At 68.8% G+C, this 19,727-nt stretch carries 17 protein-coding genes and 1 pseudogene; 16 read left to right on the plus strand and 2 right to left on the minus strand.

What is annotated here, in order from left to right; genetic code table 11:
• Nucleotides 1–15: 15 nt before the first annotated feature.
• From ssuD to ACUTAG_RS16275, 13 genes are all read left to right on the plus strand, one after another.
• Nucleotides 16–1,188: an FMNH2-dependent alkanesulfonate monooxygenase gene (gene ssuD / locus ACUTAG_RS16215; protein ID WP_024067506.1), complete on the plus strand. Its 1,173-nt coding sequence runs from the start codon at nucleotides 16–18 to the stop codon at nucleotides 1,186–1,188.
• A complete protein-coding gene (gene ssuC / locus ACUTAG_RS16220) occupies nucleotides 1,188–1,970 on the plus strand; it encodes an aliphatic sulfonate ABC transporter permease SsuC (protein ID WP_026385227.1) in 783 nt (260 codons plus the stop codon). Before ssuD ends, ssuC begins: the two co-directional genes overlap by 1 nt.
• Before the next feature lie 25 nt (nucleotides 1,971–1,995).
• Nucleotides 1,996–3,225, plus strand: coding sequence for an acyl-CoA dehydrogenase family protein (locus tag ACUTAG_RS16225; protein ID WP_148317724.1), 1,230 nt, complete (start codon nucleotides 1,996–1,998; stop codon nucleotides 3,223–3,225).
• 28 nt (nucleotides 3,226–3,253) lie between these two features.
• Nucleotides 3,254–4,063, plus strand: coding sequence for a methionine ABC transporter ATP-binding protein (locus tag ACUTAG_RS16230; protein ID WP_006387309.1), 810 nt, complete (start codon nucleotides 3,254–3,256; stop codon nucleotides 4,061–4,063).
• Nucleotides 4,063–4,725: a methionine ABC transporter permease gene (locus ACUTAG_RS16235; RefSeq protein WP_006387310.1), complete on the plus strand. Its 663-nt coding sequence runs from the start codon at nucleotides 4,063–4,065 to the stop codon at nucleotides 4,723–4,725. Before ACUTAG_RS16230 ends, ACUTAG_RS16235 begins: the two co-directional genes overlap by 1 nt.
• A 16-nt stretch (nucleotides 4,726–4,741) precedes the next feature.
• Nucleotides 4,742–5,575 carry a MetQ/NlpA family ABC transporter substrate-binding protein gene (locus tag ACUTAG_RS16240; protein ID WP_053499988.1) on the plus strand — a complete coding sequence of 278 codons (834 nt, stop codon included), beginning with the start codon at nucleotides 4,742–4,744 and terminating at the stop codon, nucleotides 5,573–5,575.
• Nucleotides 5,576–5,600: 25 nt separating this feature from the next.
• Entirely contained in the window at nucleotides 5,601–6,506 is a 906-nt protein-coding gene (locus ACUTAG_RS16245; protein WP_053499990.1) for an ATP-binding cassette domain-containing protein, read from the plus strand.
• Between the two features lie 91 nt (nucleotides 6,507–6,597).
• Nucleotides 6,598–6,813 (plus strand): TOBE domain-containing protein, encoded by a 216-nt coding sequence (locus tag ACUTAG_RS16250; RefSeq protein ID WP_006227327.1) that lies wholly within the window; start codon nucleotides 6,598–6,600, stop codon nucleotides 6,811–6,813.
• Between the two features lie 120 nt (nucleotides 6,814–6,933).
• The gene (locus tag ACUTAG_RS16255; RefSeq protein WP_446650249.1) at nucleotides 6,934–8,235 is read left to right on the plus strand and encodes a DUF3300 domain-containing protein; all 1,302 of its coding nucleotides are present in this window, start codon (nucleotides 6,934–6,936) and stop codon (nucleotides 8,233–8,235) included.
• A gap of 23 nt (nucleotides 8,236–8,258) precedes the next feature.
• Entirely contained in the window at nucleotides 8,259–9,134 is an 876-nt protein-coding gene (locus tag ACUTAG_RS16260) for a DUF2950 family protein (protein ID WP_053499994.1), read from the plus strand.
• A 210-nt stretch (nucleotides 9,135–9,344) separates the two neighbouring features.
• Nucleotides 9,345–10,289, plus strand: a complete 945-nt coding sequence (locus ACUTAG_RS16265) for a YVTN family beta-propeller repeat protein (protein WP_047993088.1) — start codon at nucleotides 9,345–9,347, stop codon at nucleotides 10,287–10,289.
• Nucleotides 10,273–11,067, plus strand: a complete 795-nt coding sequence (locus ACUTAG_RS16270; protein WP_020925491.1) for a polysaccharide deacetylase family protein — start codon at nucleotides 10,273–10,275, stop codon at nucleotides 11,065–11,067. The genes ACUTAG_RS16265 and ACUTAG_RS16270 overlap by 17 nt, the downstream gene beginning before the upstream one ends.
• Nucleotides 11,068–11,069: 2 nt before the next feature.
• On the plus strand, nucleotides 11,070–12,083 hold the full coding sequence (locus ACUTAG_RS16275) for a sterol desaturase family protein (RefSeq protein ID WP_006387318.1): 1,014 nt from the start codon (nucleotides 11,070–11,072) through the stop codon (nucleotides 12,081–12,083).
• A gap of 533 nt (nucleotides 12,084–12,616) precedes the next feature.
• Here ACUTAG_RS16275 and ACUTAG_RS16280 read toward each other — a convergent pair.
• Nucleotides 12,617–13,114, minus strand: coding sequence for an acyl-CoA thioesterase (locus ACUTAG_RS16280; RefSeq protein WP_006387319.1), 498 nt, complete (start codon nucleotides 13,112–13,114; stop codon nucleotides 12,617–12,619).
• A gap of 77 nt (nucleotides 13,115–13,191) precedes the next feature.
• The gene (locus ACUTAG_RS16285; protein WP_148317722.1) at nucleotides 13,192–14,739 is read right to left on the minus strand and encodes a DUF1254 domain-containing protein; all 1,548 of its coding nucleotides are present in this window, start codon (nucleotides 14,737–14,739) and stop codon (nucleotides 13,192–13,194) included.
• Between the two features lie 271 nt (nucleotides 14,740–15,010).
• Here ACUTAG_RS16285 and fdnG point away from each other — a divergent pair.
• From fdnG to ACUTAG_RS16300, 3 genes and pseudogenes are all read left to right on the plus strand, one after another.
• Nucleotides 15,011–18,080 (plus strand): annotated as a pseudogene (gene fdnG, locus ACUTAG_RS16290) (formate dehydrogenase-N subunit alpha).
• 10 nt (nucleotides 18,081–18,090) lie between these two features.
• Entirely contained in the window at nucleotides 18,091–18,990 is a 900-nt protein-coding gene (gene fdxH / locus ACUTAG_RS16295) for a formate dehydrogenase subunit beta (RefSeq protein WP_006387323.1), read from the plus strand.
• Nucleotides 18,983–19,630 (plus strand): formate dehydrogenase subunit gamma, encoded by a 648-nt coding sequence (locus tag ACUTAG_RS16300; protein WP_020925487.1) that lies wholly within the window; start codon nucleotides 18,983–18,985, stop codon nucleotides 19,628–19,630. The genes fdxH and ACUTAG_RS16300 overlap by 8 nt, the downstream gene beginning before the upstream one ends.
• Nucleotides 19,631–19,727: the final 97 nt, after the last annotated feature.

Here is a 19,727-nt window from a genome sequence, read left to right on the forward strand (position 1 = left end):
AAGGGCAGGCATTCCATGGACGTCTTCTGGTTCATTCCCACCCACGGCGATTCGCGTTATCTCGGCACCAGCCGCGGCGCGCGCGCGGCGGGCTATGACTACTTCCGCCAGGTGGCGGTGGCCGCCGACACGCTGGGCTACGACGGCGTGCTGCTGCCCACCGGGCGCTCCTGCGAGGATGCGTGGGTGGTGGCCTCCAGCCTGATCGGCGCCACGCGCCGGCTCAAGTTCCTGGTGGCGATCCGCCCCGGCGTCAGCTCGCCGCAATTCTCGGCGCGCATGGCCGCCACTTTCGACCGCCTGTCCGAAGGGCGGCTGCTGGTCAACGTGGTGACCGGCGGCGACCCCGGCGAGCTGGAGGGCGATGGCGTCTTCGTCAGCCACGACGAACGCTACGCCATCACCGCCGACTACCTGCGCATCTGGCGCGGCATCCTGGCAAACAGCCATGAGGCCGAGGGCTACAGCTTCGAGGGCGAGCAACTGGTGTCCAAGGGCGGCAAGGTGATCTACCCGCCGGTGCAGAAGCCGTATCCGCCGCTGTATTTCGGCGGTTCGTCGGAGGCCGCGCACGAACTGGCCGCCGAACAGCTCGACGTGTACCTGACCTGGGGCGAACCACCCGAGGCCGTGGCGAAGAAGATCGCCGACATCAAGGCGCGCGCCGCGCGGCATGGCCGCACGGTGCGCTTCGGCATCCGCCTGCATGTCATCGTGCGCGAGACCGAAGCGGCCGCCTGGGCCGCCGCCGACGCCCTTATCAGCCACCTGAGCGAGGACGCCGTGCGCGCCGCGCAGACGGCGTTCTCGAAAATGGATTCCGAAGGCCAGCGCCGCATGGCGGCCTTGCACGGCGGCAAGCTCAACGACGAGCACGGTGGCCGCAAGCACCTGGAGATCTCGCCCAACCTGTGGGCCGGCGTGGGCCTGGTGCGCGGCGGCGCCGGCACCGCCCTGGTGGGCGACCCCGAGACCGTGGCCGCGCGCATCCAGGAATATGCCGACCTGGGCATCGAGACCTTCATCTTCTCCGGCTATCCGCACCTGGAGGAGTCGTACCGCTTTGCCGAGCTGGTGTTCCCGCTGCTGCCCGGCAAGGGCGGCAGGCAGGTCGGCAACACCGTGCTGACGGGACCCTTCGGCGAAGTCATGGCCACCGAACTGGTGCCCAAGGAAGCGGCCAGCTGATGGATGCCGTCCGCAAGCCCGGCTGGCGCGCGGCGCTGGCGCCCTGGCTGGTCCCGGCCCTGATCCTGGGCCTGTGGCAACTGGCCGCGCAGGCCGGCTGGCTGTCGTCGCGCATCCTGCCGGCGCCGTCGGCGGTGGCGGCGGCAGCCTGGTCGCTGGCGGTGTCGGGCGAGCTTTGGCAGCACGTGCGCATCAGCGCCCTGCGGGCCTTGTGGGGCCTGCTGCTGGGCGGCGGGCTGGGCCTGGTGCTGGGCTTGCTGAACGGTTCCTCGCGCACCGCCGAGACCCTGCTGGACACCACCTTGCAGATGATCCGCAACATCCCGGTGCTGGCGCTGATCCCGCTGGTCATCCTGTGGTTCGGCATCGAAGAGACCGCCAAGCTGGCGCTGCTGTCGCTGGGCGTGTTCTTCCCGGTCTACCTGAATACCTTCCACGGCATCCGTTCGGTCGATCCGGCGCTGATCGAAATGGGGCGCTCCTACGGCCTGACGGGCTGGCGCCTGTACCGCGATGTGATCCTGCCGGGCGCGTTGCCGTCGATCCTGGTCGGCCTGCGCTTCGCGCTGGGGCTGGTGTGGGTGATCCTGATCGTGACCGAGACCATCTCGGCGCAATCCGGCATCGGCTACATGACCATGAACGCGCGTGAGTTCCTGCAGACCGACGTGGTGCTGCTGGGCATCCTGCTGTATGCGCTGCTGGGCAAGGCCGCCGACACCCTGGCGCGGTTGCTGGAGCGCCGCCTGCTGCGCTGGAACCCGGCCTACCGGCCGGCCTGACCCGCCTTACCGACGAAGGGATTCCATGGCCAAGATCCAGACCGACCCCGATACCGCACGCGCGCCTGCCGCCGGCGCCGCGCCGGCGCGCGCGGCCGACGACATCCCGCGCGCCGTCCAGGCCCTGGCCGATCAACTGGCCGCCACCGCCGTCGAGCGCGACCGCCGGGGCGGCCACGCCGCGGCCGAGCGCGAACAGATCCGCGCCAGCGGCCTGCTGCGCCTGTCGGTGCCGACCCAATACGGCGGCGCGGGCGCGAACTGGTCGACCGTGCTGGCGGCGGTGCGCACGCTGGCCGAGGCCGACAGCGCGCTGGCGCACGTGTTCGGCTTCCATCATCTGCAAGTGGCGGGCGTGCTGCTCTATGGCACGCCTGAACAGCACGCGTATTTCCTGACGCCCACGGTCGAACGCAATCTGTTCTGGGGCAATGCGCTCAATCCGCTCGACCGCCGGGTGGTGGCGCGCGCCGAATTGGACGGCTACCGCATCGACGGCGTCAAGAACTTCAGCTCCGGCTCGGTCGGATCCGACCTGCTGACCTTCTCCGCCTGGCACAAGCCTTCGGGCACGGCGCTGATCGCCGCGCTGCCCACGCGCGCCGATGGCATCACCGTCAATCCCGACTGGGATGCCTTCGGCCAGCGCCAGACCGACAGCGGCACGGTGCGCTTCGATCACGTGTGGCTGGAGCCGGTGCAGGTGCTGCAGGCGCCTGGCGTCGCGCCCACGCCGCGCGCCACGCTGCGCTCTCAGGTGGCGCAGCTGATCATGACCAACCTGTACCTGGGCATCGCCCGCGGCGCCTTCCAGGAAGCGCGCCGCTATGTGCGCGAGGACGCCCGGCCCTGGTTCGCGTCGGGCGTGCAGCGCCATGCCGACGATCCCTACGTGCAGGAGCGCTTCGGCGAGTTCTGGCTGCGGGTGCAGGCGGCGCAGGCGCTGGCCGACCTGGCGGGCCAGCGGCTCGACGCGGCGCTGGCGCGCGGCCCGTCGTTGACCGCCGACGAACGTGGCGAGGTGGCGGTGGCCGGCGCCCAGGCCAAGGTGCTGGCGCACCGCGCCGCGCTGGAGGTGGGCAACGGCCTGTTCGACGTCACCGGTGCCTCGTCCACCGCGGCGCGCTACGGCTACGACCGCTACTGGCGCAACGCGCGCGTGCACACGCTGCACGACCCCGTGGCCTACAAGATCCGCGACCTGGGCCGCTACGCGCTGCTGGACCAGATTCCCGAACCCACCGCGTATTCCTGATGCGCATGACCTTCACCTAGATTCGCCGATGACCGATCTTTCTTCCCTTCCCGACCTGGCCTCGCTGCCGCAGCCGCTGATCCGGCTGGACGCGGTGAGCAAGTCGTTCGCCACGCGCGCCGGCCGCTTCGACGCGGTGCGCAACGTGTCGCTGTCGATCCGCGCCGGCGACACCTTCGGCATCATCGGCAAGAGCGGCGCGGGAAAATCGACCCTGCTGCGCCTGATCAACCTGCTCGAACGTCCCGACGAAGGCACGGTGCGGGTCGGCGGCACCGAGCTGACCGCGCTCGGCAAGCCCGCGCTGCGCGCCGCGCGCCAGAACATCGGCATGATCTTCCAGCAGTTCAACCTGCTGCAGAACGAGACCGTGTTCGAGAACGTGGCCTTCCCGCTGCGCGTGCATGGCGGCCGCGGCCGCGAGCAGATCGCGGCGCGGGTGCGTGAATGCCTGGAGATCGTCGGCCTGACCGACAAGACCGCCAGCCATCCGGCGCAGTTGTCCGGCGGCCAGAAGCAGCGCGTGGCGATCGCGCGCGCCCTGGCCAGCGAGCCGGCGGTGCTGCTGTGCGACGAGCCGACCTCGGCGCTCGACCCCGAGACCACGCGCTCGGTGCTGAGCGTGCTGCGCGACATCAACAAACGCCTGGGCGTGACCATCGTCATCGTCACGCACGAATTGGCGGTGGTGCGGGCGCTGTGCCGCCACGTGGCGGTGATGGAAAACGGCCAGGTGCTGGAGCAGGCCGAGATTTCCGGCGCCGGCGTGCACCTGACCTCCGCGCTCGGCCGCGAGCTGATCCGCGAAGCCACCCATCCCTATGAAGAGGTCGCCTGATGCTGGACACCTTTGTGCAATTGCTGCCCGAACTGGGCGTGGCGGTCGGCCAGACCTTCCTGATGCTGGGCATCGCGCTGGCCGCGTCGATCCTGCTGGGCGGGCCGCTCGGCGTGCTGGTGTTCCTGACCGGTCCGGGCCAGTCGCTGGACCGTCCGCTGGCGCACCGGTTGCTGAGCTGGACGGTCAATACCGTGCGCTCATTCCCCTTCATCATCCTGCTGGTGGCGCTGGTGCCGTTCACCCGCGTCATCGCCGGCACCTCGATCGGCCCGGTGGCGGCGGCGGTGCCGCTGTCGTTCGCGGCCATCCCGTATTTCGCGCGGCTGGTCGAGCAGTGCCTGCGCGAAGTGCCGCGCGGCGTCATCGAGGCCGCGCACGCCGCCGGCGCATCCGAACTGCAGATCGTGCGCCGGGTGCTGCTGGTGGAGGCGCGGTCCGGGCTGGTGCTGGCCCTGACCGTGCTGGCGGTGAGCTTCCTGTCGTATTCCGCGGTGGCCGGCGTGGTGGGCGGCGGCGGCATCGGCGACCTGGCCATCCGCTATGGCTATTACCGCTTCCAGACCGACGTGATGGTGCTGACCGTGGCGCTGCTCGTGGTGCTGGTGCAGATCATCCAGTTCGCCGGCAATACCGTCGCGCGACGCATCGACAAACGCTGATCCCGAGAGGAATCCCATGTCCGTCAAACGCAATCTCCTGAGCCTGGCGCTGGCCGCCACTCTCCTGTCGCTGTCCGGCGCCGCGCTGGCGGCCGATCCGGCCAAGAAGGAAATCGTCTTCGGCGCCACCGCCGGCCCCTACAGCGACCAGATCAAGCTCGGCATCAAGCCGATCCTGGAAAAACAGGGCTACACCGTGCGCATCGTCGAATTCAATGACTACGTGCAGCCGAACTTCGCCCTGGCGCAAGGCGCGCTGGACGCCAATGCGTTCCAGCACATCGTGTACCTGCAGAACTTCGCCGCCAAGAACAAGCTCGAACTGTCGGAACTGGTCAAGGTGCCGACCGCGCCCATCGCCATCTACAGCCGCAAGTACAAGAGCGTGGACGCCGCGCCCGAGGGCGTGAGCGTGGCGGTGCCCAACGATCCGACCAACCAGGCGCGCGCGCTGGTGGTGCTGCAGGAGCTGGGCTGGATCAAGCTGCGAGAAGGCTACGACCCGTTGCGGGTATCGGAGAAGGACGTGGCCGTGAACGCGAAGAAGATCAAGCTTATCCCGCTGGAGGCGGCGCAGTTGCCGCGCTCGCTGGAGGACACCGACTACTCGTTCGTGAACGGCAATTTCGCGCTGGCCTCGGGCCTGAAGCTGACCGAGGCGCTGGCGCTGGAGAAGACCACGCCCACCTACCAGAACCTGGTGGCGGTGCGCACGGCAGACCTGGACAAGCCCTTCGTCAAGGATATCGCCGCGGCCTATGCCTCGCCCGAGTTCCTGGCGGTGACCGAGAAATCGTTCGCCGGCTTCGTCAAGACCGACTATCAGCAGAAGCTGGCGGCGTCCCGCTGAGGACGCGGCGCGCGGAGGCCACGCCATGTTCATCAACCCCAACGAGTTCGAGCTGTTGCAGCACCTGGACGTGCCCGGGCGCGCCGATCGTGAACCGGCCGCCGACGAGGCGGTGCCGGCCCGGGCGGCGCTGCGCGTGACCCTGCGCCAGTTGTCCAAGCGCTATGGCGAGCGCCTGGTGCTCAAGGGGCTGGACCTGGACATCGCGCCCGGCGAGTTCGTGGCGGTGGTGGGGCAGAGCGGCTGCGGCAAGAGCACGCTGCTGCGCCTGCTGGCCGGGCTGGAGACGCCGAGCGGCGCGCAGGGCGGCGCGCCGGCGCGTTCGCCGGTGCTGTTCGACAATTTTCCGCAATGGTCGGCCGACAGCCGGGTGCGGATGATGTTCCAGGACGCGCGCCTGCTGCCGTGGAAAAGCGTGGTGCAGAACGTGGCCCTGGGCCTGCCCGGCCAGGCGCGGGCGCAGGCGGCCGAAGTGCTGCGGCAGGTGGGCCTGGGCGACCGTGGTGGCGACTGGCCGGCGCGCCTGTCGGGCGGCCAGCGTCAGCGCGTGGCGCTGGCCCGGGCGCTGGTGCACCGGCCGGGCCTGCTGTTGCTGGACGAGCCGCTGGGCGCGCTGGACGCGCTGACCCGCATCGGCATGCAGCAGCTGATCGAGGACATCTGGCGCCGCGACGGCTTCACCGCGGTGCTGGTGACGCACGACGTCAGCGAGGCTGTCGCGCTGGCCGACCGCATCCTGGTGATCGACGAGGGCCGCGTGGTGCTGGATGAGCGTGTAGAACTGGCGCGGCCGCGCGCGCGCGGCTCGGCGGCCTTCGCCGCGCTGGAGGCGCGGGTGCTGCGGGTGGTGATGAAGCAGGAGGCGCCAGCGGCGGCGGACAGGCCCCTGGCGCCGGTCATACAGATACGGCACCTGCGGCTCGCGGTCTAGGCCGCGGCCGCCGGTGCGGTTTTCCCGGCAAGTGCCATCCCGGCGCGAGCGGGATCCAACGGAAATCCTTTCTTTTTTCAGGAGCAGGACCATGAGCATTCAATCCATCAACGCCCGCAACCAGTTCCGCGGCAAGATCAAGGAAATCATCCTGGGCCCGGTGGTCTCGGAAGTCGACGTGGACACGCCCGCCGGCATCGTCACGTCGGTCATCACCACCCGCTCGGTCAAGGAGCTGGACCTGCAGGTGGGCACCGAGGTGCTGGCCTTCGTCAAGGCCACCGAGGTCTCGGTCGCCAAGCTCTAGGCGTCCGTCGCCCGAAACCGGCGCTTGTCCGGCGCCGGTTTCGGTATATATTGTCTGCGCGGTATCCGGCGGTTCACTCCAGGTTTGTGGCTTTTGCGTTGCGATCACGGAGAACGGGAAATGCGTCGACTGCAAGCGTGGTTCCTCGGCTGCCTGTGCCTCGGGTTGGCGATCTGCCTGCCCGCCGCGGCGCAGGCCAAGCTGGACAAGGGGCAGCTGGACCAGCTGCTGGCGCCGGTGGCGCTCTACCCCGACTCCCTTCTGTCACAGGTCCTCATGGGGGCCACCTATCCCGACGACATTGCCGCCGCGGCGCAATGGTCGGCCGCGCATGCCGGCCAGTCGGGCGACGCCGCCGTCAAGGCCGTCGAGAGCGAATCCTGGGATCCCAGCGTCAAGTCCCTGGTGGCCTTTCCATCGGTCATGGACATGATGGGGCGCCAGCCCGCGTGGGTGAAATCGGTGGGCGACGCCTTCCTGGCGCAGCCCGATGCCGTCATGGACTCGGTGCAGCGGCTGCGGGCGCAGGCCAAGCAGGCCGGCAACCTCAAGAGCACGCCACAGCAGAAGGTCACCTCGACCGACGCTGGCGGCAAGACCGTGGTGGTGATCGAGCCGGCCGATCCGCAGGTGGTCTACGTGCCCAGCTACAACCCCGCCGTGGTCTACGGCGCCTGGCCCTATCCCGCCTATCCCCCCGCCTATTACCCGCCGCCGCCGGGCTCGGTGTTCGCCACCTCGCTGGTGGCCGGCATCGGCTTCGGCCTGGGCGTGGCCGCGGTCGATTCCATGTGGGGTGGCTTCAACTGGGGCCACAACGACGTGGACATCAACGTCAACCGCTACAACAACATCAACGTCAACCAGCGCATCAACGCCGCCAACATCAACGGCAACCACGTCGCCTGGCAGCACAACCCGGCCAACCGCGGCAACGCGCCCTATGCCCATGCGGCCAGCCGGCAGAAATTCGACGGCCAGCGCCAGGCCGGGTTGCAGAACCGGGCGCAAGGGCGGACCCCGCCCGCGCCGGGCTCGCGCGACGCGGCCCGCGAGCGCGCCGCGCAATCCTTCCAGGGCCGCACCGGCCAGTCCATCGAAGGACACACCGGACCGCGCGGCGGCAACCTGGGGCAGGGCGGCGCGGGCACGCGGGCCCAGGGGCCAGGCCACCTTTCGGCGCAGGACCGGCAGGCGGCGGCGCAGCGGCAGCGCGCCGACGCGGCCGCCGCCCGCGACCGCGCCCGCGCCAACAACGGCGGCAGCGCCCTGCGCGACGCCGGCAATGGCGAACGCGTGCGGCAACAGGTGCAGCGCGGCGGCGAGTCCCGGGTCGCGCCACGCGGCGGGGGCGGAGGCTGGCATGGCGGAGGCGGCGGCCATATCGGCGGCGGTGGCGGACATTTCGGCGGACGGAGGTAGGCACCATGATCAGCGGAGTCTCGATGATGAATGCGCTCGTCCGTGCCCCCGGCCGGTGGTCGCGCCGGGCCGCCAGCGTCGCTTGGCTGGCGTTGGCGCTGCTGGCCATGCCCGCCGCGGCGCAAAGCGTCTATCCCACGCCCGAGGCCGCGGCCGATGCCTTTGGCGAGGCGCTGGCCACCAGCGACCCCGTGGCCCTGGCCAAGGTGCTGGGGCCGGACCATCGCCAGATCGTGCCGGGCGGGGTCGGGCAGGACGATGTCTATCGTTTCCTGGCGGCTTGGTCCCGCAAGCACGAGGTGCTGGCCGACGGCGAACGCCGCGCCTGGCTGAGCGTGGGCGATTCCGGCTGGACCATGCCGGTGCCGATCGTGCGCGTGGCGCAGGGCTGGCGGTTCGACCCGGCCGCCGGCAAGGCGGAAATCGCGCGCCGCGCCATCGGGCGCAACGAGCTCAACGCCATCGATACCCTGCGCGAACTGCACGCGGCCCAGATCCGCTACCGCGACGGGGTGGGCCAGGGCCGCTACGCCGACCGGCTGGTGAGCCGGCCCGGCGCGCTGGACGGACTGTACTGGCCCGAACTGCCCGGTTACCCGGCGCAGGCCTATGGCCCGGACGCGCTGGCAATGGGGCCGGAGGTGCCGGTGGCGGATGCCTATTACGGCTACCGTTACAAGGTGCTGCCGGCGCGCGGCGGCGACGGCTACTGGATCCTGGCCTGGCCGGCCCGCTACGGCCATACCGGCATCGGCAGCTTCGTCATCGACGCGCGTGGCGAGCTGCGCGAGGCTGACCTGGGGCCGGCCACGGCGCGCCGCGCGGCCACGCTCCAGGGCACCGATGTGTCGTTCGGAACCTGGAACAACATCACGCCGCAACCCATTGGCGCCAAATGATTTTTTACGATTGTTGCAGCTGTGGCGGCGCGAGCGTTGTAGCCGTGCCGCAACCTGGCTGTCGCATGGCCCGGACGGTCGGATTTACGGTTTTTTGACAGGCGGCTATGCCAAAATGGCGAGCGCTGGGATCGGTGCCCGATCCCCTTTTGTCGGACCTGGAAATTGAATCCCTTGCATTTTGTCCGCTGCGCCCTCCTGGGCGCAGGGATGGCGCTCAGCGCCGCCGCGGCGTCGGCCCCGATCTTCGTCCTGAACTCCCTGGACGCCAACGTCAGCATCGTCGATCCCGCCACGTACACGGAACTGCGGCGCGTCCCCACGGGCAAGGAACCGCACCACCTGTACCTCACGCCTGACAAGAAGTCGCTGATGGTGGCCAACGCCACGGGCGACTCGATCACGCTGATGGATCCCAAGACCGGCGAGGTGCAGCGCACCCTGACCGGCATCGTCGATCCCTACCAGTTGCAGTTCTCGCCGGACATGAAGTGGTTCGTCACGGCCGCCAACCGCCTGGACCACATCGACATCTACGCCTGGAAGCCGCTGGAAAAGGGCTTTGACCTGACGCTGGTCAAGCGCATCCCGGCCGGCAAGACGCCCAGCCACATCATGATCGACGCCAAGAGCACCACGGCGTACGTCACGCTGCAGGACAGCGACCAGCTCATCGCCATCGACCTGGCCACGCAGACGCCCAAGTGGACCGTCTCGGTCGGCAAGACCCCGGCCGACGTGTTCCTCACGCCCGACCAGAAAACGCTGCTGGTGGCGCTGACCGGCGATTCCTACGTCGAGGCCTATGACGTCAGCAAGGGCCCGGCCAAGCTGATCTCGCGCATCAAGACCGCCGCCGGCGCGCACGCCTTCCGCGCCCAGGGCGACCAGCGCCACCTGTTCGTCAGCAACCGCACCGCCAACTCCATCAGCCGCATCGACCTGCAGACGCTGGCCGTGGTCGACACCTTCCCGGTGCCGGGCGGCCCCGACTGCATGGACGTGCTGGCCGACGGCAAGACGCTGCTGGTCACCTCGCGCTGGGCCCGCAAGCTCACCGTGGTGGACCTGGAGCAGAAGAAAGTCGTCAAGCAGGTGACCGTCGGCAAGTCGCCGCACGGCGTCTGGACGCTGAACCATGCGTCGACCCGCTAAACGGCAACTGGCCGCCGCCATCTGCCTGGCGCTGGCGGCGCAGGCCGCCGGCGCGGCCCCGGCGACCTGTGACAAGCCGGTCTACCTGACCTTCGACACCGGCCACATGGGCGTGGCGCCGCTGATCGCCGACGTGCTGGCGCGCCACCACGTCAAGGTCACGTTCTTCCTGGCCAACGAGCGCACCCTGACCGACGGCAGCAGCCTGGACGACCAGTGGGCGCCGTGGTGGAAGGCGCGCGCCGCCGAGGGCCACGTGTTCGGCTCGCACACCTACGACCACGTCTATTGGCAGGGCGACCTGCCGGACGGCAAGTTCCGCGTCAAGCCCAGCGCCGGCCCCGACACGGGCAAGCGCCAGACCTGGACCGCCGAGCAGTACTGCGCCGAGATCAAGCGTTCCGCCACCCGCTTCACGCAGATGACCGGCAAGCCGATGCTGCCGCTGTACCGCGCGCCGGGCGGCAAGACCTCGCCGGCCCTGCTGCGCGCGGCCAAGGCCTGCGGCTTCGAGCACGTGGGCTGGGCGCCGGCCGGCTTCCTGGGCGACGAACTGCCCAGCGACAAGTACCCCAACGCCAAGCTGCTGGACCAGGCGCTGCGCACCATCAAGCCCGGCGACATCCTGCTGGCGCACCTGGGCATCTGGTCGCGCCAGGACCCCTGGGCCCCCGCCGTGCTGGAGCCGCTGATTGAAGGCCTGCAGCGCAAGGGCTATTGTTTTGCTACCTTGGATACGCATCCCGCCTACCGCGACTGGATCGCCACGCATCACTGATCATGGATACGCTTAGTCAATGGTTCGGGAACTGCCAGCAATGGCTGTTCGAAACCCTGGTGCAGCCGGCGCTGTTCCACCTGGGCCTGAGCAATTTCATCGAGGACGGCTACGACGCCACCATGTGGCTGCTGGTCGGCCTGTTGCAGGTGGCCGTGCTGCTGCTGGTGTTCGGCCCGCTGCAGCGCCTGCGCCCGGTCGAGCCGGTCACCGACCGCCGCCAGATCGGCATCGACGTGCTCTACACGCTGATCCACCGCCTGGGCGTGTTCCGCCTGGCGCTGTTCTTCACCATCGACCCGTTCTGGGACAGCGTCTTCGGGCAGTTGCACATCTGGGGGTTCGCGCCGTTCCAGCTCGACCAGTACTGGCCCGGCGTCACCGACCAGGCCTGGGTCAGCCTGATCATCTACCTGCTGCTGTTCGACCTGGTGGACTACCTGTACCACCGCGCCCAGCACCGTTTCGCCTGGCTCTGGGCGCTGCACGCGGTGCACCACAGCCAGCGCCAGATGACCATGTGGAGCGACGACCGCAACCACCTGCTGGACGACATGCTGCGCGACGTCGTGGTGGTGTTCGTGTCGCAACTGGTGGGCGTGCCGCCCGCGCAGTTCGTGGCGATCGTGGCCATCACGCAGCTGGCGCAGAGCTTCTCGCACGCCAACCTGCGCATGCACTTCGGCGCCATCGGCGAACGCCTGCTGGTCAGCCCGCGCTTTCACCGCCATCACCATTCCATCGCCTATGACGCCTCGACGCCGGGCCCGGCCGGCGGCTACAACTTCGCCGCGCTGTTCCCGGTCTGGGACGTGCTGTTCCGCTCGGCGCGCTTCGGCGTCGGCTATGGCCCCACCGGCATCCATGACCAGCAGCCGGAACTGGGCGGCCGCGACTACGGCCAGGGCTTCTGGTCGCAACAGTGGCTGGGCCTCAAGCGCATGGTCGGCCGCGACCGCGAACCGGCCGTGACGGCGCCGCCATCGCGCCCGCCGGGCGCGGCCGAAGGCGCGTGACGCGCAGCGTTGCGCCGTCGCCAAAAAGAACCGGGCCTCAAGGCCCGGTTTTCATGTCCGGTCACCTGTGACCTGGACGCCGTTCGTCGCAAGAATAGCCGCCCGCCCGCCGGGCCGCCCCAAGGGCGGGCAGCCCCCTTGGGGGGCAGCTAGCGCGCGAAGCGCGCGCGGCGTGGGGGCCCTTTCCTTCCGCCCGCCGGGCCGTCCCAAGGGCGGGCAGCCCCCCTTGGGGGGCAGCTAGCGCGCGAAGCGCGCGCGGCGTGGGGGTCCGTTCCTTCCGCCCGCCGGGCCGCCCCAAGGGCGGGCAGCCCCCTTGGGGGGCAGCTAGCGCGCGAAGCGCGCGCGGCGTGGGGGTCCTTTCCTACCGCCCGCCGGGCCGCCCCAAGGGCGGGCAGCCCCCTCGGGGGGCAGCTAGCGCGCGAAGCGCGCGCGGCGTGGGGGTCCTTTCCTACCGCCCGCCGGGCCGCCCCAAGGGCGGGCAGCCCCCCTCGGGGGGCAGCTAGCGCGCGAAGCGCGCGCGGCGTGGGGGCTCCTCACCCTTCATGGGTGGTTTCGCGCTTGATTTCGTCGTGGCGACGTTCCATTTCCTGGCGCAGCTCGCGGCGCAGGCGGGCGGCCTCGAAGCGCTGCGTTTCCTCGAGGTTGCGCGGCGCCAGCGGCGGCACGGCGGTGGGCGCGCCGTTGTCATCCACCGCCACCATCGTGAAATAACAGCTGTTGGTGTGGCGCACCAGCTTCCTGCGGATGTCCTCGGTGACCACCTTGATGCCGATTTCCATCGAGGTGCGGCCGGTGTAGTTCACCGCCGCCAGGAAGGTCACCAGCTCGCCGACGTGGATCGGTTCGCGGAACACGACCTGGTCGACCGACAGGGTCACGACGTACTGGCCGGCGTAGCGGCTGGCACAGGCGTAGGCGACCTGGTCCAGGTACTTGAGGATGGTTCCGCCGTGCACATTGCCTGAAAAGTTCGCCATATCGGGCGTCATCAGGATGGTCATCGACAGTTGGTGGCTAAAGGCTTCGTCCATGGCGGGCGTTCTACTCGGCGACAAAACGCCTATGGTAGTGGCGAAACCCTGTCATGGCGCCGTCGCCGGCGTCTTTGTCAGGGTTTCTTCGCGGGGCCTGGGGCCGTGGCCGGAGCGCCGGAAGGCGCCTTGGCGGGGGGCGTTGCGGCGGGCGCCGTCGCGGCCTGCGCCCGGGGTTCCGGCTCGGGCGCGGGTTCCGGCTCGGGCTGCGGGTCGTCGCGCACCGCGGGCGGCGGCGTCCACAGCCCGTCCAGCAAGGCCGGGCCCGGGGCGTAGACGCGCAGCAGCACGTACACCGGCCCGCCGGCCGCCACCGGCAGCCAGTTGGCCTGGGCGCCGGGCTCGGGGGCGGTGTGGCTGATCAGCAGGTCGAGCGAGCCGTCGGCGTTGTATTGCAGCGGATCGCGCTCGCCCAGCGTGTAGCGCTCGATCGGGTTGGCCACTGGCAGGCCCTGCGCGTCGTAGGCGGCCAGCGACCACAGCGCGCCGGCCGGCGGCAACTGGCCGCCGTCGAAATGCAGCGTATAGCGGTGGGCGCCATCCAGCGGCCGGCCCTGGCTGTCGGCGGCCAGCAGCAGCGCCGACAGGTCCTCGGGCAGCCCCGCGCCCGGCTGGGCCTGGGCGGACAGCGCGCGCCGCAGGTAGGCGTTGCCGTAGACGCCGACGCTGGCTGTCTCCCGCTGCCAGCCATTGACGCTGCTCAGGCTGACGCCGGCGGCGGCCTGCATGCGTTCGCGCGCTTCGCGCAGGCCGCGCCGCAGGCCCTGCTTGACCGGATGGTCGAGCTTGTCGAAGTCGAACGGGCGGCCGGGGATCAGCCCGACCCGGCGCAGCTTGGCCAGCACCGGTTGGTCGGTGGCGTGAGGCGGGTTGCGGCGCAGCAGCTCGGCGGCGTAGGTGAAGAAGGCGTCGGTCGGCATCGACTCGACCTGTTCGCGCACCGGCGTCTTCAGGTCCAGCGAGGGGTCGGCCTTGACCCGTTGCGACTGCGCCGGCAGGTTCCACTGCGCCAGCGGCGTCAGGGTGAAGCCGTCCTGCAGGGCGTGCACCGCCGGATAGTCGGCCGCACCGTCGGCCTGGATCAGGGCGCGGGCCCAGACGTACGCCGTGGGGGCGTCGATGCGCGGCATGCCCGAGGGCAAGGTGCCGGTCCAGCCCGGCGGCACGATCGCGGTATTGCCGCGGGCGGTGCCGGTACTGCGCTTGCCGATCGTGGCGAAGGCCTCGTTCCACAGGTCCAGCAGGGTCAGTGTATACAGGCGTCCCTGGCTGTCCGGCACCGACAGCACCACCGGGCCGGCGCTCAGGTCGAGCCAGGCGCTGCTGCGCAGCATGTCGGGATTGGCCCAGGGCGTGGCCGACCCGGGGCGGGGCAGGCCGCGGGTGTGCAGGAAGGCATTGACGGGCGCGCCCCGCTCGCTTTGCGACGGATGCGTGGACTGGCGCCGGGTCAGGTCCAGCGTGAGCAGCGGGTAGAAGTACAGGTAGCCTTCCATTGCCGCTTCGCGGGCGGACTCGGTGGCCGCCGCCGCCGGGGTCAGCGCCGGCGCGGCGATGGCCGGCGCCGGCGCCAGGCCGGGCGCGGCCAGCGACAGGGACAGGGCCAGGGGGGCAAAACGGCGCATCGGCGCTCCAACAGGCATGCGGGACGGGCGGAAAAACGGGTCGGAACCCGCCGCCGGCAATGGTAGCAGCCTCGCGATGATCCAAAATCCACGAAAAAGCCCGATCCTGGCCGTAAATCGTTCTCATTGCCGGGTTTCGCGTTCGGGGGACGCAAGGCATGGCAACTCGCCCGCGCTGCGCCTATACTTGCTTGCAAATCCTTGGAATTCGTAGGGCTTTTCCCCGGACCGGCCCGCGCTTTCCCCTTATTCACCCGGAGAGGAGTGCTTCATGGTCAACATGAACCGCCGCCAGTTCTTCAAGGTGACCGGTACCACGCTGGCTGGCTCGAGCCTGGCATTGCTGGGGGCAGCCCCCCGGCACGGCCATGGCCGAAGTGCGCCAGTACAAGCTTGCGCGCATGACGGAAACGCGCAACACCTGTCCCTACTGTTCGGTCGCCTGTGGTCTGCTGATGTATGGCCTGGGCGATGGCGCCAAGAATGCCCGCGCCAGCATCATGCACATCGAGGGCGACCCCGACCACCCGGTCAACCGCGGCACGCTCTGTCCCAAGGGCGCGGCCCTGATCGACTTCATCCACAGTCCCAACCGCCTGAAGTACCCGGAATACCGGGCGCCCGGTTCGGACAAGTGGGAACGTATTTCCTGGGACGACGCGCTCACGCGCATCACCAAGCTCATGAAGGCCGACCGTGACGCCAACTTCGTCGAAAAGACCGAAGACGGCAAGACGGTCAACCGGTGGCTGACCACCGGCATGCTGGCCGCCTCGGCAAGCAGCAACGAGGTCGGCTACATCACGCACAAGACCGTGCGCAGCATGGGGATGCTGGCGTTCGACAACCAAGCCCGTGTCTGACATGGCCCGACGGTGGCAGGTCTTGCCCCGACGTTTGGCCGTGGAGCGATGACGAACCATTGGGTCGACATCAAGAACGCGGACGTAGTACTGATCATGGGCGGCAATGCCGCCGAGGCCCACCCGTGCGGGTTCAAATGGGTCACGGAAGCGAAAGCCCATAACAAGGCGAAGCTGATCGTCGTGGATCCGCGCTTCACGCGCTCGGCATCCGTGGCGGACTTCTACGCGCCCATACGCACCGGCACCGACATCATCTTCCTGGGTGGCGTCATCAAGTACCTGTTGGATCACGACAAGATCCAGCACGAGTACGTGCGCAACTACACCGACTTTTCCTACATCGTGCGCGAGGACTTCGCGTTCGACGCGGGCCTGTACTCCGGCTACAACGCCGAGAAGCGGACCTACGACAAGGCCAGTTGGGACTACGAGCGCGGCGATGACGGCTACGTCAAGACCGACCCGACGCTGGCGCATCCGCGTTCGGTCTACCAGCTGCTCAAGAAGCACTACTCGCGCTATACCGAAGAGATGGTCGAACGCGTCTGCGGCACGCCGCGCGACAAGTTCCTGAAGGTCTGCGAGATGCTGGCGTCCACCGCCACCACCGACCGGGCCGCGACCATCCTGTACGCGCTGGGCTGGACGCAGCACTCGATCGGTTCGCAGATCATCCGCACCGGCGCCATGGTGCAGCTGCTGCTGGGCAATATCGGCATCGCCGGCGGCGGCATGAACGCGCTGCGCGGGCACTCGAACATCCAGGGCCTGACCGACCTGGGCCTGATGTCGAACCTGCTGCCCGGCTACATGACGCTGCCCAACGAGCCCGAGCAGGACTACGGCAAGTACATCGCCACGCGCGCGCTCAAGCCGCTGCGGCCCAACCAGCTCAGCTACTGGCAGAACTACGGCAAGTTCCACGTGAGCCTGATGAAGGCCTGGTGGGGCAAGGCCGCGACCGCCGAGAACAACTGGGCGTTCGACTACCTGCCCAAGCTGGACAAGCTCTACGACATGCTGCAGGTCTACGAGCTGATGAACCAGGGCAAGATGAACGGCTACCTGGCGCAGGGCTTCAACCCGCTGGCGGCCGCGCCCAACAAGGCCAAGCTGAACGCGGGCTTCGCCAAGCTCAAGTTCCTGGTCATCATGGACCCGCTGGTCACCGAGACCTCGGAATTCTGGCGCAACGCCGGCGAGGCCAATGACGTCGATCCCAAGCAGATCCAGACCGAGGTGTTCCGCCTGCCCACCACCTGCTTTGCCGAGGAAGATGGCGCGCTGGTGAACTCCGGGCGCTGGCTGCAATGGCACTGGAAGGGCGCCGAGCCTCCGGGCGAGGCCAAGAGCGACATCGAGATCATGTCGCTGATCTTCACGCGCCTGCGCAAGATGTACCAGGAAGAGGGCGGCAAGTACCCCGACCCCATCGTCAACCTGTCCTGGCCGTATTCCAACCCGCAGAGTCCGACCGCGGAAGAACTGGCCAAGGAATACTCGGGCAAGGCGCTGGTGGACCTGGTCGACCCCAAGGACCCGACCAAGGTCATGCGCAAGGGCGGCGAGCAGTTGGCCGGCTTTGCCGAACTGCGCGACGACGGTTCCACCGCCAGTGGCTGCTGGATCTTCGCCGGCGCCTGGGGGCCCGGCGGCAACCTGATGGCGCGCCGCGACAACAGCGACCCGACCGGCATCGGCCAGACCCTGAACTGGGCCTGGGCGTGGCCGGCCAACCGCCGCATCCTGTACAACCGCGCCTCCTGTGACGTCGCGGGCAAGCCCTTCAACCCGCGCCGCAGCCTGATCTCGTGGAACGGCAAGGCGTGGGTCGGCGCCGACATCCCCGACTTCAAGGGCGATGAAAACCCCGACGGCGGCATGGGCCCGTTCATCATGAACCCCGAGGGCGTGGCGCGCTTCTTCGCGCGCGCCGGCATGGCCGAAGGGCCGTTCCCGGAACACTACGAGCCGTTCGAGACGCCGCTGGGCTACAACCCGCTGTATCCGAAGGCCAAGGGCGTCACCAGCAATCCGGCGGCGCGCGTGTTCAAGGACGACCTGGCGGCGATGGGCACGGTGGACAAGTTCCCCTACGTGGCCACCACCTACCGCCTCACCGAGCACTTCCACTACTGGACCAAGAACGTCCGCATCAACGCGATCCTGCAACCCGAGCAGTTCGTCGAGATCAGCGAAGTCATGGCCAAGGAACTGGGCATCGCCAACGGTTCGCGCGTGAAGGTGTCGTCCAACCGCGGCTACATCAAGGCGGTGGCGCTGGTCACCAAGCGCCTGCGGCCGCTGACCATCGAGGGCAAGACCGTCTATCACGTCGGCATCCCGATCCACTGGGGCTTCGTCGGCATTGCCAAACCGGGCTTCCTGACCAACACCCTGACCCCGTTCGTGGGCGACGGCAATTCGCAGACACCGGAATTCAAGTCGTTCCTGGTGCAGGTCGAGAAGATCTAGGAGAGCGCTCATGTCTATGCAATCCCTCGACATCAAACGGCGCTCGGCCACCACCACGCCGCCGCCCGGCATCCGCGAGCCCGTCACCGGGTCCGTGGCCAAGCTGATCGACGTCTCCAAGTGCATCGGCTGCAAGGCCTGCCAGAGCGCGTGCATGGAGTGGAACGACCTGCGCGACGAGATCGGCACCAACGTCGGCGTCTACGACAACCCGGCCGACCTGACGGAGCATTCCTGGACCGTCATGCGCTTCTCGGAGTACGAGAACCCGCAAGGCGACCTGGAGTGGCTGATCCGCAAGGACGGCTGTATGCACTGCGAGGATCCGGGCTGCCTGAAGGCCTGTCCCTCGCCGGGCGCCATCATCCAGTACAACAACGGCATCGTCGATTTCCACGAAGAGAACTGCATCGGTTGCGGCTACTGCATCACCGGCTGCCCGTTCAACGTGCCGCGCATCAGCAAGAAGGACCACAAGGCGTACAAGTGCACCCTGTGTTCCGATCGCGTGGCCGTCGGCCAGGAGCCGGCCTGCGTCAAGGCCTGTCCCACCGGCGCCATCGTGTTCGGCACCAAGGACGACATGAAGCAGCACGCCGCCGAGCGCATCGAGGACCTGAAGTCGCGCGGTTTCGAGCAGGCGGGCCTGTATGACCCGCAAGGCGTGGGCGGCACCCATGTGATGTACGTGCTGCATCACGCCGACCAGCCCGGGCTGTACCACGGGCTGCCCAAGGAGCCGCAGATCAGCCCGATGGTATCGCTGTGGAAGGGCATCGCCAAGCCGCTGGGGGTGGCCGCCATGGCGCTGACGGCGCTGGCCGGCTTCTTCCACTACGCCCGAGTCGGCCGCAACGAGGTCGACGAGGAAGACGAACGCCGTGCCGAACAGGAGATCCGCCATGAGTGACGACCGCCATCACCGCCGGATCAAGCGCTATTCGCCCGGCGAGCGCACCAACCACTGGATCATCGCCTTCACCTTCATCCTGCTGGCGCTGTCCGGGCTGGCGCTGTTCCACCCGTCGATGTTCTGGCTCACCAACCTGTTCGGCGGCGGTCCCTGGACCCGCATCCTGCATCCGTTCATCGGACTGGTGATGTTCTTCTGCTTCGTGGTGTTCGCCGGCCACATGTGGCGCCACAACCTGATGACCAAGGCCGACCGCCAGTGGCTGAGCCAGCTCAACGACGTGGTCGAGAACCGCGAGGACAAGCTGCCCGAGGTCGGCAAGTACAACGCCGGCCAGAAGCTGCTGTTCTACGTGCTGATCCTGTGCATGCTGGGGCTGTTCGTCAGCGGCATCGTGATCTGGCGCGAGTTCTTCGCCTTCTACTTCCCGATCTGGGTGGTGCGCGCCGCCTCGGTGCTGCATGCCGTTTGTGCATTGGTGCTGATTTGCGCGATCATTGTGCATATTTATGCGGCGATCTGGGTCAAGGGCTCGCTCACGGCGATGCTGCGTGGCTACGTGACCGCGGGCTGGGCATGGAAGCACCACCGCGCCTGGTTCCGGGAACAAATCGGCAAGCAGTCCACGACGAAGTAAGCGGGCCCCGCGCGGCGGGCGCCACCTCGCGGTGGCGGCGCCGCCGGGTGGATCCCGCCCGATCCCACCGCACGGCTGCCTCCCCCTGTCGGGGCGG

Source organism: Achromobacter sp. CSND-B12, assembly GCF_052906545.1.

Excerpts from the sequence above, each read along its gene's own strand:
- ACUTAG_RS16265 (WP_047993088.1), top strand. The coding sequence starts at position 9,345 with ATGGCGCTCAGCGCCGCCGCGGCGTCGGCCCCGATCTTCGTCCTGAAC.
- ACUTAG_RS16235 (WP_006387310.1), top strand. The coding sequence starts at position 4,063 with ATGCTGGACACCTTTGTGCAATTGCTGCCCGAACTGGGCGTGGCGGTC.
- ACUTAG_RS16270 (WP_020925491.1), top strand. The coding sequence starts at position 10,273 with ATGCGTCGACCCGCTAAACGGCAACTGGCCGCCGCCATCTGCCTGGCG.
- ACUTAG_RS16300 (WP_020925487.1), top strand. The coding sequence starts at position 18,983 with ATGAGTGACGACCGCCATCACCGCCGGATCAAGCGCTATTCGCCCGGC.
- ssuC (WP_026385227.1), top strand. The coding sequence starts at position 1,188 with ATGGATGCCGTCCGCAAGCCCGGCTGGCGCGCGGCGCTGGCGCCCTGG.
- ACUTAG_RS16240 (WP_053499988.1), top strand. The coding sequence starts at position 4,742 with ATGTCCGTCAAACGCAATCTCCTGAGCCTGGCGCTGGCCGCCACTCTC.
- ACUTAG_RS16245 (WP_053499990.1), top strand. The coding sequence starts at position 5,601 with ATGTTCATCAACCCCAACGAGTTCGAGCTGTTGCAGCACCTGGACGTG.
- ACUTAG_RS16280 (WP_006387319.1), bottom strand. The coding sequence starts at position 13,114 with ATGGACGAAGCCTTTAGCCACCAACTGTCGATGACCATCCTGATGACG.
- ACUTAG_RS16250 (WP_006227327.1), top strand. The coding sequence starts at position 6,598 with ATGAGCATTCAATCCATCAACGCCCGCAACCAGTTCCGCGGCAAGATC.
- ACUTAG_RS16225 (WP_148317724.1), top strand. The coding sequence starts at position 1,996 with ATGGCCAAGATCCAGACCGACCCCGATACCGCACGCGCGCCTGCCGCC.
- ACUTAG_RS16230 (WP_006387309.1), top strand. The coding sequence starts at position 3,254 with ATGACCGATCTTTCTTCCCTTCCCGACCTGGCCTCGCTGCCGCAGCCG.
- ACUTAG_RS16255 (WP_446650249.1), top strand. The coding sequence starts at position 6,934 with ATGCGTCGACTGCAAGCGTGGTTCCTCGGCTGCCTGTGCCTCGGGTTG.
- ACUTAG_RS16285 (WP_148317722.1), bottom strand. The coding sequence starts at position 14,739 with ATGCGCCGTTTTGCCCCCCTGGCCCTGTCCCTGTCGCTGGCCGCGCCC.
- fdxH (WP_006387323.1), top strand. The coding sequence starts at position 18,091 with ATGTCTATGCAATCCCTCGACATCAAACGGCGCTCGGCCACCACCACG.
- ACUTAG_RS16275 (WP_006387318.1), top strand. The coding sequence starts at position 11,070 with ATGGATACGCTTAGTCAATGGTTCGGGAACTGCCAGCAATGGCTGTTC.
- ACUTAG_RS16260 (WP_053499994.1), top strand. The coding sequence starts at position 8,259 with ATGATGAATGCGCTCGTCCGTGCCCCCGGCCGGTGGTCGCGCCGGGCC.
- ssuD (WP_024067506.1), top strand. The coding sequence starts at position 16 with ATGGACGTCTTCTGGTTCATTCCCACCCACGGCGATTCGCGTTATCTC.